Source organism: Paenibacillus montanisoli (assembly GCF_003268025.1).
GTDB classification, from domain to species: Bacteria; Bacillota; Bacilli; order Paenibacillales; family Paenibacillaceae; genus Paenibacillus_Z; species Paenibacillus_Z montanisoli.
Window position 1 is genome coordinate 186,013 of sequence record NZ_QLUW01000002.1, and the last position, 16,138, is coordinate 202,150.

At 50.8% G+C, this 16,138-nt stretch carries 9 protein-coding genes; 4 read left to right on the plus strand and 5 right to left on the minus strand.

Features of this window, described 5'->3' with window-relative positions; translation table 11 throughout:
- Positions 1–10 precede the first annotated feature (10 nt).
- From DL346_RS10115 to DL346_RS10130, 4 genes are all read right to left on the minus strand, one after another.
- A complete protein-coding gene (locus DL346_RS10115) occupies positions 11–6,064 on the minus strand; it encodes a PKD domain-containing protein (RefSeq protein ID WP_112882016.1) in 6,054 nt (2,017 codons plus the stop codon).
- 261 nt (positions 6,065–6,325) lie between these two features.
- Entirely contained in the window at positions 6,326–8,338 is a 2,013-nt protein-coding gene (locus DL346_RS10120; protein WP_165822450.1) for a LuxR family transcriptional regulator, read from the minus strand.
- Between the two features lie 193 nt (positions 8,339–8,531).
- Positions 8,532–9,446, minus strand: a complete 915-nt coding sequence (locus DL346_RS10125; protein WP_112882018.1) for a phytanoyl-CoA dioxygenase family protein — start codon at positions 9,444–9,446, stop codon at positions 8,532–8,534.
- 136 nt (positions 9,447–9,582) lie between these two features.
- The gene (locus DL346_RS10130; protein WP_112883051.1) at positions 9,583–10,782 is read right to left on the minus strand and encodes an MFS transporter; all 1,200 of its coding nucleotides are present in this window, start codon (positions 10,780–10,782) and stop codon (positions 9,583–9,585) included.
- Between the two features lie 118 nt (positions 10,783–10,900).
- Between DL346_RS10130 and DL346_RS10135 the strand changes: the two genes are divergently transcribed.
- From DL346_RS10135 to DL346_RS10150, 4 genes are all read left to right on the plus strand, one after another.
- Positions 10,901–11,770, plus strand: a complete 870-nt coding sequence (locus DL346_RS10135; protein WP_240633120.1) for a prolipoprotein diacylglyceryl transferase — start codon at positions 10,901–10,903, stop codon at positions 11,768–11,770.
- Positions 11,754–13,184 (plus strand): radical SAM protein, encoded by a 1,431-nt coding sequence (locus tag DL346_RS10140; RefSeq protein WP_112882020.1) that lies wholly within the window; start codon positions 11,754–11,756, stop codon positions 13,182–13,184. Before DL346_RS10135 ends, DL346_RS10140 begins: the two co-directional genes overlap by 17 nt.
- Entirely contained in the window at positions 13,177–13,440 is a 264-nt protein-coding gene (locus DL346_RS10145) for a hypothetical protein (protein ID WP_112882021.1), read from the plus strand. Before DL346_RS10140 ends, DL346_RS10145 begins: the two co-directional genes overlap by 8 nt.
- A 178-nt stretch (positions 13,441–13,618) precedes the next feature.
- Positions 13,619–13,927, plus strand: a complete 309-nt coding sequence (locus DL346_RS10150; RefSeq protein WP_112882022.1) for a hypothetical protein — start codon at positions 13,619–13,621, stop codon at positions 13,925–13,927.
- A gap of 60 nt (positions 13,928–13,987) precedes the next feature.
- On the opposite strand, the gene DL346_RS10155 is transcribed toward DL346_RS10150, so the two are convergent.
- Positions 13,988–16,114: a hypothetical protein gene (locus DL346_RS10155; RefSeq protein ID WP_133257512.1), complete on the minus strand. Its 2,127-nt coding sequence runs from the start codon at positions 16,112–16,114 to the stop codon at positions 13,988–13,990.
- Positions 16,115–16,138 lie beyond the last annotated feature (24 nt).

The window sequence follows — 16,138 nt, forward strand, 5'->3', positions numbered from 1 at the left end:
ATTCTGCAAGTTATTTACGATTGGATTGAACGGTTACCGAAATGTCGTGCTGCACCGTGACAGTCGCGGTTTGCACCGTTTGATTGCCGGCGGTATCGGTAATGGTGTAGGTAATCGTGTAGATACGTCCGGTACCTTGACCTGAGCGTTCCGCCCTCAAGCTGAACGTGGTATCTTGCGTGCCATAGTCGGCGCCTTGAATATCATTCGGCATATCGCCATCGCCGAGTCCTTCATCCGGCTCGCTGCTCGTAATCGATGTCAATACGACCGAGCCAATTCCGGAGGTGCGATCGCCGAAATCAAGCGTTACCGTTATATCGACCATTTTATGATTCGGCGGCCACATGGTGGATTGGTTCAGGTCGACGGTTAAGGCCGGAGCGGTTGTGTCCACCCGAATCGCGATCGCTTGCTCCGCTTCCGCATTCCCTGCGTTGTCTACGCTTCGGTATTCCACCAAGTACTCCCCGTCCTCGAATGCGGGGATTGAACCCGTGAATGCGATCCAATCGCCATGATTGATCCGGTATTCCGTCTTGGCTACGCCGGACAAATCGTCCGATGCCGCAAGCGTTAGAACCGCATCGGTGGTATGCCATCCACTTGATCCTGCCGGGTTAACGGAAGCTGTTGTGATCGGAGCGACCCGATCGATGTTGTCGACTCGAATCACCTTGATCGCTTGGTTACCTGCTTCATCTTCTGCGTACAACGTGTAGCTGCCGTTCGAGGTCGCCATAATGCGATTACCCGCGATATTGTCGCCTTCGGTCGCAAAAAACGCGGTTGTCCGCTCGCCGGCTGCCCATTTCATGACCGTAACCGCGCTGCCCGTTCCGTCAGCCTCCACCGACACGTCAATGTCGTCGTTCGTCCAATCGGCAGGGAAAGCAGCCGAGATTTCCGGATTGATGGAGTCCAGCGTAATCGTAAAGGTTTGAGCCGCGGATTGGTTATCGCCGCCGTTTGCCGTACCTCCGTCATCCGTCATCGTGACGGAAACCGTTGCTTTGCCACTGGCGTTATCAGCCGGCGTGAAGCTCAATGTGCCGTCCGATGAGATTGCAGGCTGAACGACGAACAGGTCGTTACGGTCATTGACAACGCTGAACGCAAGCGCTTGATCGGACTCGTCGGCCGGACCGGCTAAGATGTCTTCAGCCCAACCCGGGACGCTTACTCCTTGGACCGCATCAACCTTATTCGCCTTTTGGTCCTCTCCTTTACTAAACGTCGGGGCGTCATTGACCGGATCAATCGTAACCGTTACAACTGCGGCCTCGGAGTCCGCCATGCCGTCGTTTGCTTTGAAGGTGAAGCTGTCGGATCCGTTCCAGTCTGCGCCCGGCACGTACGTAAATTGTCCCGACGGACTAACGGAAAGCGTCCCTTTCAAAGGCTGAGTCACCAGGCTGTAGGTGACGTGATCTCCATCCGCATCGCTTGCGTGCAATTCTCCTGTCAATGGCTGATCCTCAAGCCCTTGAACGGATGCTTCTGCCGCAACCGGATGCGTATTCGCAAACTGCACGACCGTTTCTCCGAAGGCACCGCCAGCTGCCTGCGCCTTAACCGTTGCGTTCCCGACAACCGGCGACGTCAATACCGCCGTTGCCGCGCCGTTTGCATCGGTTACGGCTGTTTGGGTAATCGTGCCTAAGGTCGTCGTAAACGTGACCTCGATGCCCGGCATAACTTGCCCTTTCGAATCCTTCACAATCGAGGTTATGGTACTCGATTGGCCCGCACTAAGAACGGCTGGATCTGACGTAACCGCAACTTCCGCTGGCGCCGGATTTTTCATGTCATACAATTGCTCGATTTCCGACTCGGTGAGCGGATAATTATACATTCTGAAATCATCCATCATGCCATTGAAATATTCCGTCGCTCCCGGAGGATCGAACCCGATCGTGAGCTTTTCAGACGTATTTTCAAAAATGCCCTTAAACGGCATCGAAGCCTTGTATTCCCCGTTAATATAGTACTTAGCTACAGAGCCGTCCCAGGTTACGGTCGTCATATACCATACTTTCATTGGCATCGGCGTGGTCGGGAAGAGATGCGTATATCCGCTGCGGTCGCCGCTTACGAGGCGCATGCCCGGAGAACTCCCCCCGCCGTCATGCAAGAACGAATACGGTCCGTAATTTTCCGTGTGGCCTTTGGATAAGATCGGCGCGTAGCCGCCGGTGCCCGCAGTCTCTTTGTACACCCACATGGAGAAGCTGAAGGATGTCGCCAAATCAAGCGAATCGCTATCCTCAACTAGTACGCCGCTCTTTCCGTCAAACTTCGCCGCTTGCCCGACAATCCCTTCGACAAAGGTCGGATTGCCGATCTTCGACGTTCCATGGTTTCCGTTACCCGATGAATCCTGGAAATTGCCGTCGAAGGTGTAGTATGCGATCTGTCTAGGCGTTTGCTCCGCGCGGGCCGTCACCTTGAATGAATCCGTGCCTACTCCGCCATCGTCATCCGTAACCGTGACGGTTGCCGTATACGTTTTATCAGGCGAATCCAGTGGCATCGCAGGATAGGCATGATCGAAGTGACACGTCGTGGATGTTGTGCCGTCACCGAAATCCCATACGCAAGTGTGGCGGTCCTCCCTGCTCGGATCAGTGATTCGGGTAGTTCCTAAGAACTTTTGCCCGGCAAGGACCGTTACATCTCTCCCTACATCGATAGTCGGCGCTATGTTCGCAGGGGTGACCGGCTTTGTCACCGTATATTTCTTTCCGTCCTTCATGACGATTTCAAGCGAAGTTAAATAGGTGTTGTTATCCCAGTACGTGTGGTTAACGGTCATGCCGTAATCCGTATAGGTGTTGTCGTTGAAATTCCACGTGCTGGCTGATATAAGGCCTTGGTCCCCGCCGGCCGTCGTATTGACGAGCGTGACCGGATACCCTTCTTGCGGGTCTTGTTGAAGGACCTCGAAATCCGCAGGCTCGACGGTTTGCTCCAGCGTGAAGCTGCTGGTCTGGCCTTGCGAATCCGTTACCGTTAACGTAACCGGATAGGTGCCAGGCGCCGGGAAGGTATGGGTAGGTTCCTTCACCGTACTCGTTGGACTGTTATCGCCGAAATCCCACTCATAAGAAACAATATCGTTGTTTTTATCCGTGGACAGGTTTTGGAACGTGACGGTTTCGCCGCCGATCTGACCTGTCTTGACTTTGAATTGCTGCGTTGAAATGATTGAACCGTTCCCTTGAGAGGAAAGGGGCTTATACAAAATATACTTGGCCTTCATTGGCTTAGGAAGCATAAATTCCTGCAGCTCTCCATTGTCCTCCAGCGTCCCGGTTAGAACCGTAGTAAAATTCGTTAATGAATCCTCCGAAACCGCAACCTCGAAATCTTTTACCCTCTGATCCACATATGAAATACGCGGTCTGATCTGGATCCGGTCAATGAGGTACGTCCCGCCATCCGCCAAGCTGATCTTCACCCATTGATCGACTTTCGATTTTGTCGCCCACGGGTTGCTGGCGCTAAACCGCAGCATGTTCTCCGCGCTATGACCGGAGTCGTAATTGCCGGATACATCTTCAACCTTGGCTCGTTCTTCGAGCAGCGCGACGTTCTTGCCAGCAGTAACGGGATTGAAGAACGCATGCGGAATCTCCGATGCCCCTATCATAAACGATACTTGCTTCGCGGCCTCGACGTTTCCTGCGTTGTCCGTGCTTCGATAAGCAATGGTGTACGTACCGTCCGCACTAAAGGTGAACGGAGCGGAATACGTTTCCCAGTCTCCATCATTTACCCGGTATTCCGTTTTCGCCGCACCGCTGCTGTCATCTTCGACCGTCAACGTAACCGTTACCGGGGAGAGGTACGAACCGCCTGAGCCGTCCGGCACAGCTGGGGACAAGGCTGCTGTCGTGGCAGGCGCTGTCACATCCTCCGTACTCCAGACCACAGTCGCAGGGCTGCTTGATAACGATCCGACCTGTGCGACGATCCGATCCTCTCCCGTCTGCGTGCCCGTATATTGGATGGCTGCTACGCCGGCGTTATCCGTGCTTGCGCTATGCGTTCCTTGGTTAGCGCCGGTAATGACGAAGGATACGGGCGTCCCGGACACAGGTTGGCCTTGCTCGTCAAGGACGGTCGCTTTCAACGTATGCTTTGCGCCAAGCGTGAGGGATGCGGTCTCGGGAGTCAGCTCAATGACCGCTGGCGGCTGCTGCTGAACGACTTTTACCACCCAACGAACCCGAAAGGCTCCGCCAAGCGGATGCGTATCCGACACGACCGCTTCCACTGCATGCAACCCGACGGAATCCGGCGTATACGTAAATTTATTGCCGGTTGTACTGCCTGCAGTTGCTCCGTCAACAAACCATTCGACAGCGATAGGATCGTTATCGGGATCCATGGCCGTCAGTTCAAATGATGTCGCTTCCCCTACATGCTGTTCCACTTGATTGGCGGAAGGCGATTGAGAGACAAGAAGCGGTGAACGGTTCACGTCGGAAACGACGGTTTGCGCATAATGAACCGCTTGTTTTCCGTTATTGTCCGTTACTCGTAATCCGATAAGGCCGTTAAATGGCTTCGTATACGAGTGTGTCGCTTGCACGCCTTGTGCATCATCGAAAAATCCGTCGCTATCCAGGTCCCAATCATAAGCAGCGATGCCGGCATCGCTTTCCGACCAGGTGCCTTTGAATGTGATCGCTTCTCCTTCCTTGCCGGAGTAAGGACCGCCTGCATCCGCAACAGGAGCGTCATCGATTACGGTCGGATCCTGCAATAGCTGGTTGATGATTCCGACCACATGACTGCCGAAGTCTAATAAGTTGGTACCGAATTCGTTATTGGCGTCCATGATGGCCGCGCCTTCAGCCAGCATGGCTTGCTTCGTAAATTCGAAATCCATCGCAGTGAAATCTGATTTAAACTGATTGATTTCCGACTCTGTAAAACCAAGCGAGCCGAAATATTGCAATTCTTCCTCCGTGAAGCCTGACGCTGCAACTCGCGCTTGAAGCTGCGACAGTTCGGCGGCTTTCTCGTTCAACGCTCCGTTATCCTGCTCGAGCGCTTGTTTGAACCAGGAGATGCTTCCGCTCGTGAATTGCAGCTGATAAAGCAACAGATTGATGTTGTCGCTAAGCGCCTTCCCGTGGATCAGCGCCCAATTCACATCACCCGCCGCTTGCGCGCCTTGATAACGTTCGAGCTGCGTCCACATTTGTCTGGTTATGGCTTGCTCATTGGCAATATCATTCACGAGATCCTGCATGGCGACATCGATAAACTCGTGACCTTGGAAATCGGCAAGAGGCCTTTCTCCAAGCGGAGTAATATGTTTGTAATCCGGATCCGGCGGGTCATCCTTAATGCCTTGATAGTGCTTGGCTTGATTGGCCAATTGAAGCAAGGCCGCTGTCCTCGGATCTTGAAGGCCGCTGCGCATAAGGAAATCGACGAATTTCTCGTTCGGATTTCTTCCGGCATCGGCCGCTTTCTGCAGTTTGAACAATTTGTCTGCGTATTCCCGGTACTTCTCCCAACGCTCCGCCAGCTTTCCCGCATCTTCCTTCAGCTGCGTCAGGTCAAGCGGCGGAACGAAGCCGGCCGTATATTCTACTTTGAAGGCAGGATCAATGACGCCATCGACGAGATAGTCGAACTTGCCGTCTTGACACTCGTCAAACACGACGGCATATTCGCCAGGGGGAATTTTTCCATCCGGCCCTGTATAGCCGATCGTTTCCGATATGAAGATTCCGCTCGAAAGGCTCATGACGGTGTTCGGTCCTTCGCCGCCCGCATCCTCTAGCTCCTCCCCGTGGGAAAGGGCGTTCAGGCTTCCGCTCTCCACGATATAGAGATCGGTCCAAGAGGTTAACCCGTCAGGGCTTCCTTCCGCGCATTGCGGAATAATCTGCATCTTTCCGGTGTTAATCGTAATACTGGCGTTTCCGCCGAATATTTTATAGGCTTCGCCTTCATCGGTCCACCAGATCCACTGGCCGAGCCCCGAGTTTGCCATCGCTGCAGGTTGAATAACCCCGATAAGCAGCAAGCAGGTTAGTATCATCGCAACTAGCTTTCGAATAATGACAATCAACTCCCCAATTTACGGTACTTTTCATCATGCGGTCTGTATCGGATCGCTTCGCCCGAGCAAACACCTCCAATGCTGGTCAACCTTCACACGCTCTTTTTCCCTCAACCAGCATAACCGGGGAGATCGCTGCGCGAAATGACACCAAAGTATACAAATTGGTATACTTCTGCATCGCTTACAGCCAAATGTAAAAAAGCCCAGAGACCATCCTCTTGGGCTTTCTTCGTCGTTTCATTGATTAGCCAATAGCTTTTTAACCAGCTCCGTCTTTCCCTTCACTTCCAGTTTCTCGTAAATTCGGCTCAGATTCTTCTTCACCGTAATCTCCGATAGGTATAGCTTCTGGGCAATTTCCTCATTGGAAGTGCAGGTTGTGGCCAGAAGCGCAATTTCCCGTTCGCGCGGCGTAAGTCCCGATAGAACGGCGTCAAGAGCCTCATCCTTGTTATCGACCTTCGTTGACCGATATAGATTATCCACGAATTTCTTCATGTCTTTATCTTCCCTGAAGTCGAGAACAAACACCGGTGCCGGAAAATCGGGACCAAAGGCTTTATGCGCGGCTCTTGGTACCTCAATATAGCCGATTCCTTTCACTGCTTCCTGAAGATATTTCATAGGCGTCGTGTAAATCATCAATCCGCCTTTCAAATAATAGGAAAGGTACGATTGGAAGAACATGAACCGAGCGGCTGCGCTGCCGTCCTTCGAAAAATCGATCTTGTATTGAAACCAACCAGCAGGCGACTCAGGCGATACGTTGAATTTATCCCGCTCTTGTCTGGATAAGGTTCGGAAGTAAGATTGGGTAATCGGGTTCTGTTCTAATAGCCGAAGAGAATGACGATGAATGGGAATATAAATGAACATGCCCACCGCTTCGTTTCTCTCGTTCTTAAGCAATCTGATTGCATCGTTTCCTAGTGTAATGATCTCGGAAAGCTGAATCGAAGTAAACCATTTCTCATTGACTGATTTCGGAATTTTATAGATGTACTTTTCATTCGTAACCGGATCGAACATCTCTTGAACGAAGTCTTTCAGGTTCGCAAGGACATCTCGAACATATTGCTCCGCTTCATGCAGGTTGTCTTGGTTTATGGACTCGATATAGTAAGTTTGATCGATCGCATCATCGAAAAACATGGCCCGAAAGCCGGGATCTCCCACAACATAGATATAATCTAACAGGAGCAAGTTTCTTTCTTCCATCGATACATGGCTTGAGGAAACAAGGCCATAGTGGTATTTCACGCTTCGCTGCCATAGACGATGATAGATTTGAGGCTTTCTTAATCTGAAATCCTGGTATAGCGCTTTGCGGAGAACCTGATGCAAATACCATCCCCGCTCTGTTTTTCTGACAAAAGAAAGATGAATCAGTTTGTCAAACTCCTCGTTGCTGATTTCTCTGTCAACCATCGTTTCAAGAATTTCGTGATTAAACACCCGGACCATGGTTGCCGCTTCCAGCAGCTCGCTCAAGGCGGGATCCGGAAGCTCCCGCAGCCACCGCCCCGCAATTTCTTTAAAGGTTTCCTTCCAAAGCAGCAACTCGGGCTCCTGCTCCCGATTATGTACGCCCATATAAAGGGATAACGCTAATGGAAGCCCCTTCGTAATCATATAGGACTTTCTAATGAAGCTTTCGTCACGCTCTCCGTAAATGGAGCTGTATGCTTTACAGGTTTCATAGTCAAATGGCGACAGTGGCATGAATTTGATCATTCTTCTCCACGCGGGAGATGAAACCCAACCGCCTCTTAACGGAAATCGACCGGCTAACAGGATAATGATGCGGCTGGATAATCTTACTAAGAAGGAATTTCGGAGCCAATCGTCCAGCTCATCCATTTCCTCATAGGTATCGATTGCCAAGACCAACCGACCGTGACCAGCCAAATCATTCATCTGTTGCTCTGCCTGCAGCAACAATTCGTTTTCCCGGCTTTCCGCAGCTGCTTCGGAATTTAGTGTAGTAAGTAACCGCGAAGTAAACCCCGTCGGCGTTTTCGTAAAGTCCACGCAGTCCAAATGGAAGAACGGAACTCCTTCATGGGCGCATATTCGCCGGAACTGATCCAGCAAGGAGCTTTTTCCGATTCCCCCTGTACCGCTAATATTCAGGATGGTTGACTTACTTTCCGAGTTGAAGACGATCGTTCGAAAGGCATCCAGCTCCATGCTTCGCCCAACAAAAAATTGGTCTTCTAATTGCCGAATCTCCTCACCAAAGTTGCCCATGGAAACCTCCAACGACGATATATTCATATTTGTATACTTATGTGTATACTCAGGGGTCTATCCATCAAAAAAATACTGTCCTTGAAGTATTCGATACAGCAATGAACGATCCTGCTAAATAAAAAAATCCGCGGAATCCGCGGATCTTCGTGATTCTATGTTCTTAACCGTTCCCTGCTTTGACCGCCTTCGTTCAAGCGAATACGGACGTTCGGATGCTTCTCTCAAGCGGCGACTCCTCTTCCGGCACATCGCGGTTCAACGCCAGTTTCTCTTTCAACTTAGACGTCCGGTTGCACATAAACCTGACCTTGCCGCTGTGATTGGAGGATGCGGCATGAATCAGGAACGGATGGCACAGGATGACGTCCCCGGCTTCACCGGTCGTCTCCACCACTCGCAGCTGCGAGCCGTCCTCGTCGACATAGGCGCGTTCCATGAAAGAGGCGTTACGCTCCTCGGCCGTCATCGTTCCGCCGGTCTTCCCCGTCAGCTCCGCGAAATAGGGGTGCTCGGAGAAGAAGCCGCGGATGCCGTCGCCCAGCTCGACTCCCTCCGGGAACCGTGCCAAATAACGCGCGACCGGCCGGTGCGAGCCTTCAACGACCAGCGTTCCCCCGCCCTGCGGGCCGATGTCCGAGAAAAGGCACAAGCACAGGAGCCCCTGATCCGGCGCATCGACGTAATGCCGGAAATGAATGCCGTCCCAATGCCAGCCATTCGTAGGCACGGTCCATTGCTCATCGCTGCCGACGGCAAAATTGACGGGCCACCAGCCCCATCCCGGCAGCAGGTCGGAATCGGTCTCGTCGGTGACGAAGCGATGGACGGTACGGCCTTTACCCACCAAATCCTCGATTGCGTCGGCGAACATCGCGGTATTGCAGGCGTCGAACGCGAGATTGCGGTAATTCTCCCGTATGCTGACCATCGGCTCGCCCCAGGTTGAAGGATCATCGCGCAAGATGCCAGCTTTCTCTTCAAGCTTGCCCCAGAGGAAAGACTGCGCCTCAAGAGCCAGCTCCCTGGGAAACGCTCCTTTGATATGTACATAACCCTTGTCCATGAACTGTTCGATCTGTTCCGTTGTCAGCACGCGCAATCCCATGCTTCCGTCAGCTCCTTTTCGTTCGATGTCGAAGAATCGATTTCCCGCAAGCCTTCATATGAATCTTCCTAATTTGGATAATTCTACAATAGCGCAAAACAATAATTGTGTATAGCGAAAACGCTTTAAAATTCTCCTAAATGATTTCTCTTCGCTTGGACAAATAGAAAAATAAAACAAGGCCGCTTACCGAGCACAACGCCGCGCATAAAGCGATAACTCCGTATCCGGCTTGAAGTCCGCGAAGCAGTCCGGTCGGTGAATCTGCGCCGCTAAGGTTTTTGACGATATCGATTACGCCGCCAATGACGTAATTACCGATAACGCTGCCTAATCCCATCAGCGTAACTGTGAAAGTGATCGCTGTATCGCTACCGTTCGAATATCTTCTCGCTATAAATGCCATGACCGTCGGATAAATGATCGAAATGCCTATACCGGATACGGCAAATAAAAATGCGAACCGTTCTCCGCCTAAAATGGCGGCAACCGTACAAATAGCTGAAAATCCCGAAAAGATAATCAACGATAAGGTAAACCCGATTTGATCGGTCAGCGGGCCTAACAACAGCCGGGAAAGCGCGAAGCATAAGAAAAAAGCGGACAGCATCCCGGAAGCGGTGACCGTCTCCCAGCTATAGGCTTTTTCCAGAAAGTTAACCAGCCATCCGCCGACGGCAAGCTCCGATATGACGCCAAATGTAAGAATAAGGACCATGTACCAGATTACCGGATCTTTCGCCAGCGTCTTGATAGGAACGCGCTCCTCCTGCTTCCTGTCATCCCCCGGGAAAGTACTGAACCATGCAAAAATGATCGGCACGACCGAAAGCAGAAGCATGACGAGGTACATACCGCGCCAGTCCAGCATATGACCATTGACGGTAACCTCCATCAGTCCTGTTGCGATGAGCGGGGCGACCGTTGAGCTTAGGCCATAGAAGCCATGTGACAAATTCATCATCGTCCCGGTATTTCTTACGAAGATGCGCGCGCCCAAAATAGCAAGGCCGATCTCTAGCATCCCGTTTCCGATGTACATAAGGAAATAAGAAGTTGAGAACATGGGATAGTAACGCGAGAAGAACATGAGTATCCCCGAGCCTGCCATTACCGCAAAAGCGATCATCGTTACCAGCTTAATTCCCCAGATTCTCGTTAGATAGGCTGTAAAGGAGCAAGCGAGCAAATAACCAAGGGCATTCAGGGATAATAAGGTGCCAAGCTGCGATTCGCTCAGCATAAAATCATATTGGATACGCGGAATAGCCGGGCCTTTAATATTTTCCGAAAATCCGAAAATGATGAACCCTATAAATATAGTAGCCAACTGCATGATATAAATCTTTTTATCTTTGCTTATACCCTTCTCCACTCTTTGTAATCTCCTTCGTTGGTTTGCGGCTTCGGAATTATACGCCTCCTGTCGTTATTATAAAGGATTAACCTGTTTTATGTGGAAATTAATACTTCATTATGTTTCTGACCAAGCTCAAGTGGAGGCCGCGATGACATTTCCCGTTTGGATCGATCTAGGATTTATAAAGCTGCATCCCCATGCGGTTTTTGAAGCCATGGCTTACTTCATCGGTTTCCGTGTGTACTTGCACACTCGAAGTAAGAATAAGCTTCCGATTCAACAAGGCATATGGGTCATTGTTGGAGCCATTCTCGGAGCCGCTATCGGCTCGAAAGTTCTGTATTGGCTGGAGGACCCCCAGCAGCTTATGAAGAATTGGAACAGCTACACCTATTTGATGGAAGGTAAAACGATTGTCGGCGGACTGCTGGGCGGATTAATCGGCGTGGAATGGATGAAGAAGCGTGTCGGCATTACGCGATCCACTGGCGATGATATGGCGCTGCCGATCATTTTGGGAATGGCAATTGGTCGCATTGGCTGCTTTTTGACAGGACTCGATGATCATACGTACGGTACGCCTACATCTATGATTATGGGCATTGATTTTGGCGATGGCATTCCCCGGCATCCGACTCAGCTCTATGAAATCCTGTTCTTATTGCTGCTAGGCGGCTTGCTGCTCAGATGGAAACGACGCATTCGCGAAGGCGGGATCCAGGTACGCACAACGTCCTTAACCATACCCGATGGAACCGTTTTTCAGTTATTTATGACAGGCTATCTCTCGTTTCGCTTTGCGGTTGACTTCATTAAGCCAACGCCGCACCCTTATCTAGGGTTAAACAATATCCAGCTCGCTTGTTTGGCCGGATTAGTTTATTACCTGGTACTACTGAACAAATGGCTAGGCAAATCACATCGCTCTCCAAAGGAGGAGTACAACAGTGTCAACCAAAAATAGACCCTACATCTTCTACGAGCTGACCAACAGCATCTGCTCCAAGTGTCTGCGAAAAGTGGAAGCGAAGGTCATTATCGAGGATGATCAAGTTTTTCTGCTCAAATATTGCGGACAGCACGGACGCGAAAAAGTGTTAATCGCGAGTGACGCCGCCTATTACAAGAAGTGCCGCGAGTTTTTAAAGCCTGCGGAGATGCCTCAGCACTGGAACACGCCGATCCGCTATGGCTGCCCCTATGATTGCGGGTTATGTCCCGATCATGAGCAGCATAGCTGCTTGACATTGATCGAGGTTACGGATCGCTGCAATTTGCAGTGTCCGATCTGCTATGCCGAATCTTCCCCGCATCGGGAATCGTGGCGCTCGCTGGAACAGATCGAGAAGATGCTCGATGCGATCGTTCGAAACGAGGGTGAACCCGATATCGTGCAAATAAGCGGCGGCGAGCCGACGATTCATCCCCAATTCTTTGACATTCTCGACCTGGCCAAAAGCAAGCCCATCAAGCACATCATGGTCAACACCAATGGCATTAAAATCGCCCAGGATCGTGAGTTTGCCAAAAAATTAGCGGCTTATATGCCTGGCTTTGAAATTTACTTACAGTTTGACAGCTTTCAGGAGGAAACGTTGCGTGAGCTGCGGGGTGCTGATTTGAGGGATATTCGCCTCCGGGCTTTAGCGCACTTGAACGAGTTTAATATCTCAACCACGTTAGTCGCTACGCTCAAAAAAGGGTTGAATGACAATGAGATCGGCGACATTATTCAGTTTGGTTTGAAGCAGCCCGCTGTGCGCGGCGTTACTTTTCAGCCTATACAAGCTGCCGGACGGTTAGAGGACTATGATCCGGCAAAGGATCGTCTGACGCTAAGCGAGGTACGGCAGCGTATTATCAAGCAATCCGGCATCTTTCGAGCCGAGGATATGATCCCTGTCCCATGCCATCCGGATTGCCTGGCCATGGGTTACGCGCTTAAGCTTGGCGATGAGGTGCTGCCGCTTACAGGCTTGATGGACCCGCAAATCTTACTGGAAGGCGGCCGGAATACCATCGTATTCGAACAGGATCAAACGCTCAAATCCAAAATTTTCGAACTGTTCTCCACCGCCCATTCTCCAACTTCGTCAGCGCTATCATTGAAAAACCTGTTATGCTGCTTACCGCTCGTAGCCGTTCCTGAAAATATCAGCTACGATAATGTTTTCCGTGTCATTATTATGCAGTTCTTGGATCCGTACAATTTTGATGTTCGTTCCGTCAAAAAATCTTGTGTTCATATTGTTCATCCGGATGGCAGAATTATCCCTTTTGACACATACAATATGTTTTATCGAGGCGATCAGGAGAAGAAATTAGCCGAACTGCGGCGTGAATTCGATTTACAGCCGGGAGGGAAATCTCATGAGTGATGATGGCCGCAAAGGAAGCCATGCCAAACAGGTATGGAAAGGCATAGGACTGCTGGCCTTGCTGCATTTATTGCTATTCGTGTTTCCTATGGCATTTTTCTTCATTAGTGTTGCGCAGCTTATTTATCTGATCCCTGCGTTAATTGTTTTCCGTAATAATACCGGCATCTTTCAAGGCCTGCTGATCGGTGCGGGGGTTACTTTTTTATTAAACGCTGCCTGCTTCGGTTTATTTCTCAGCTCCGAACTATTTTAAGTTGTCCATATAGTTATGCCTCTGTCTCATACTGCAAAAACAGCAGCCGCTTTGGAATTTATTCCAAAGCGGCTGCTGTTTTTGTTTCGACCCATTAAATGGCCATGTATAAGGCCAGAAATATAGCGCAATTTTATAAGGTGTGACCTTCTCGACTAAACATTAAGGAGCGAATGACGTGAAAAGGATCGTACTACTGTTAAGCTGCCTGTGTTTAACTCTTGCTTTGTTCACTGCATGCGGCCGAAACAACGATTATGACGGCCGACCAGAGATGAAAATGAGGAATTACAACAACGACAATCTTCCTTTGAGAAAACAAGACGTTCCGCTAAGAAATGACCCCGAATACAATGATCGGGACAATCGGGTATTCGATTCCGATCGCGATGACTTGTTTATTGATGATGAGGACATTAAATTACCGCCAAGAGTAACGCCAAAAGCGACACCGCGGATGACGCCGAATAACACTTACAATCGGTAACTTAATCAGGTGGCTTTCCCGGGAGGTCAAAAGTGACCCGGGAAAGCCTTTTTTTTAGTATCAACCGCCTACTGGCTTGCTGCTTATAGGACCGTTGTTCTTCGCTTTCGGATTGCCTTCGACACGCGTCAACTTCCAAGTCCAAATCACCTTTGCGCCTGTCTCCGTTGTAAACGACTGGCTGCCGGTAATCGTCTCCGGGTAAGCTTCCTTTGAAGTCATGCTTGCTTTTATCTGATCAAAGTCAATAGTCGGATAAATCGATTTCTCGTTATCCCATTTGGCGGAGCCAACGAATTCGCAGCCATGCGGAGTCTGTATATTGGTGATCTTTACCGGATGTTCAGTTAGAGAATCGCTCATAACCCCAACGATTGGCTCAAACGTGAAGTTGTACTCCCCATTACCGGAATCGGCTCTGCTTAATTTGCCTTCCGCTTTGCCTGCATACGAGAATTGCCCCGAACTGGAGCCTTCAGACGTATGGGTCACGGTTCCGCCGGCACATTCACCCGTTCCGCTCGTGTATATCGAGTATTGAGAGGTAAGCTTCACATTCCCTTGACTATCGCTCACAATCATAGGACCGAACTTCAAGTCGCTTAACGAACTAAACGTAACATTCCATCGGCCGTATGCGTTCGTTCTGTAGGTCTCGCTTCCGCCGTCAAGCTCATTCGATTCCTCCCACTGCGAAACGGCCGAAATCCATCCCTCATATGAATACTGAATATACTCCGGTGCATGATAAGTAACGTGCGTGTACCCAAATGCCTCCGGTTCGACCAACTCCTGAAACCACCCTGCAGCAAGGTCAATCAAGGTGTCTGTCATCGACAACAATTCAAAAACGCCTGAATCCGCTTCATCCGCTCCTTGACTTACCCCGCCAAGCAGCAGCGCAAGTTCCGGTGGAGCGCTCGTTTCGACGACTGCGCGGGCGGTGACGGTGGCGATTTTCTCCTTGCCCTCATGCTTCTTCACCTTTTCATCCGTGACATCGACCACCAATTTGGCTTGGCCTTTGATCTTGTCTACGCGCTGCAGCTTCATCTGCAGCTGGCCTTTGTAATCAAAATTATTGTGATCCAACCCGATTAACGCATGTGTCCCCCCGCCTTGGACAAGGTCCCACTCTACGCTCCAATTCTCGACGTCTGCCGCAATTTCGCCGGTATCCGTTGGCATCGGAAGACCTGCGAACGACAAACAATCCTTAATTTGTTTGGCCAGCGGCGTAGCGGACCATCCATCCAAATATGATTTATATTTCTGCTCGTTCACGCCTGCGGTTGCGACGTACGTAATCTCCTGATCGGCCTCGTCCGGCGCTTGTTTATGTACCATACCTGGAGTAGGCTCTACTTTCACTTCAATCGACCAGTACAGCATGCCCAGCTTCATCACCTTCATCGCAAGTCCGACAACGGACATCACCGTGCCAACGAGTTCGCCAAGCGCGTCGATTGCCTTGCCTGTTAACGCAGACGCCAATTGGTTGATGATACCGATATTGAAGCCTGTTAGCGTCCCGACCCCATTCTTCTCTCCGAGCTTGGTGAACCACTCTTTCGCGTACGTGCAAGGACCTGGCGCATCGGCCGCGTAAGCGGTTTCGCCCCCAAGCCATTCCAGCAGACCGGTTGCCTGCTTCTGCTCTTGGGGAAGCGCTTGGATAAATGCGCCAAGGAAAACTTCCATCTCCAGATAGGTCAAGCGATATTCCGTCGGATCCCAGTCCTCCGCCGTCAAATCGATGGCCGGAAGCTGCTGATTGGCCATAGCTTGCAGGAACAGCGGAGCGTGGGCCCCTGGTTGATTCGGATCTTCCAGAGCCGCTTTCACCCAGTCGCGAATGCCATTTTGCATCAGCAGCACGGGATCTTTACCCTCCGCAAAAGGAAACCCGAAATCGTCCAGCATAAAAGTGAATTGCTCCAATGTGAGACGTCCGCCGGTCTCCTTCCGGCTGGCATCGTCAGTCAACAGCATCAATTCAGGCGGTATGACGAATGTTGAGCCGGTTTGCGGGAGGGCTTTTCCTTCTATTGCTGCAATGCCCACCCCGCCAAGCACCTCCTTCGCCGCCTGCTGCTGCTCCTCCCAGCTTCCGCTTAGTATCCGCTGCACCATTTGATGCTGCTCTTTGCCGCCTTTCTCTTTAAACAGATGGATGACATTTGTCATGAAACTTGGCCGGAGTGCCGGGAA

Excerpts from the sequence above, each read along its gene's own strand:
- DL346_RS10115 (WP_112882016.1), bottom strand. The coding sequence starts at position 6,064 with ATGATACTAACCTGCTTGCTGCTTATCGGGGTTATTCAACCTGCAGCG.
- DL346_RS10120 (WP_165822450.1), bottom strand. The coding sequence starts at position 8,338 with ATGGGCAACTTTGGTGAGGAGATTCGGCAATTAGAAGACCAATTTTTT.
- DL346_RS10125 (WP_112882018.1), bottom strand. The coding sequence starts at position 9,446 with ATGGGATTGCGCGTGCTGACAACGGAACAGATCGAACAGTTCATGGAC.
- DL346_RS10130 (WP_112883051.1), bottom strand. The coding sequence starts at position 10,782 with ATGCAGTTGGCTACTATATTTATAGGGTTCATCATTTTCGGATTTTCG.
- DL346_RS10135 (WP_240633120.1), top strand. The coding sequence starts at position 10,901 with ATGTGGAAATTAATACTTCATTATGTTTCTGACCAAGCTCAAGTGGAG.
- DL346_RS10145 (WP_112882021.1), top strand. The coding sequence starts at position 13,177 with ATGAGTGATGATGGCCGCAAAGGAAGCCATGCCAAACAGGTATGGAAA.
- DL346_RS10155 (WP_133257512.1), bottom strand. The coding sequence starts at position 16,114 with ATGACAAATGTCATCCATCTGTTTAAAGAGAAAGGCGGCAAAGAGCAG.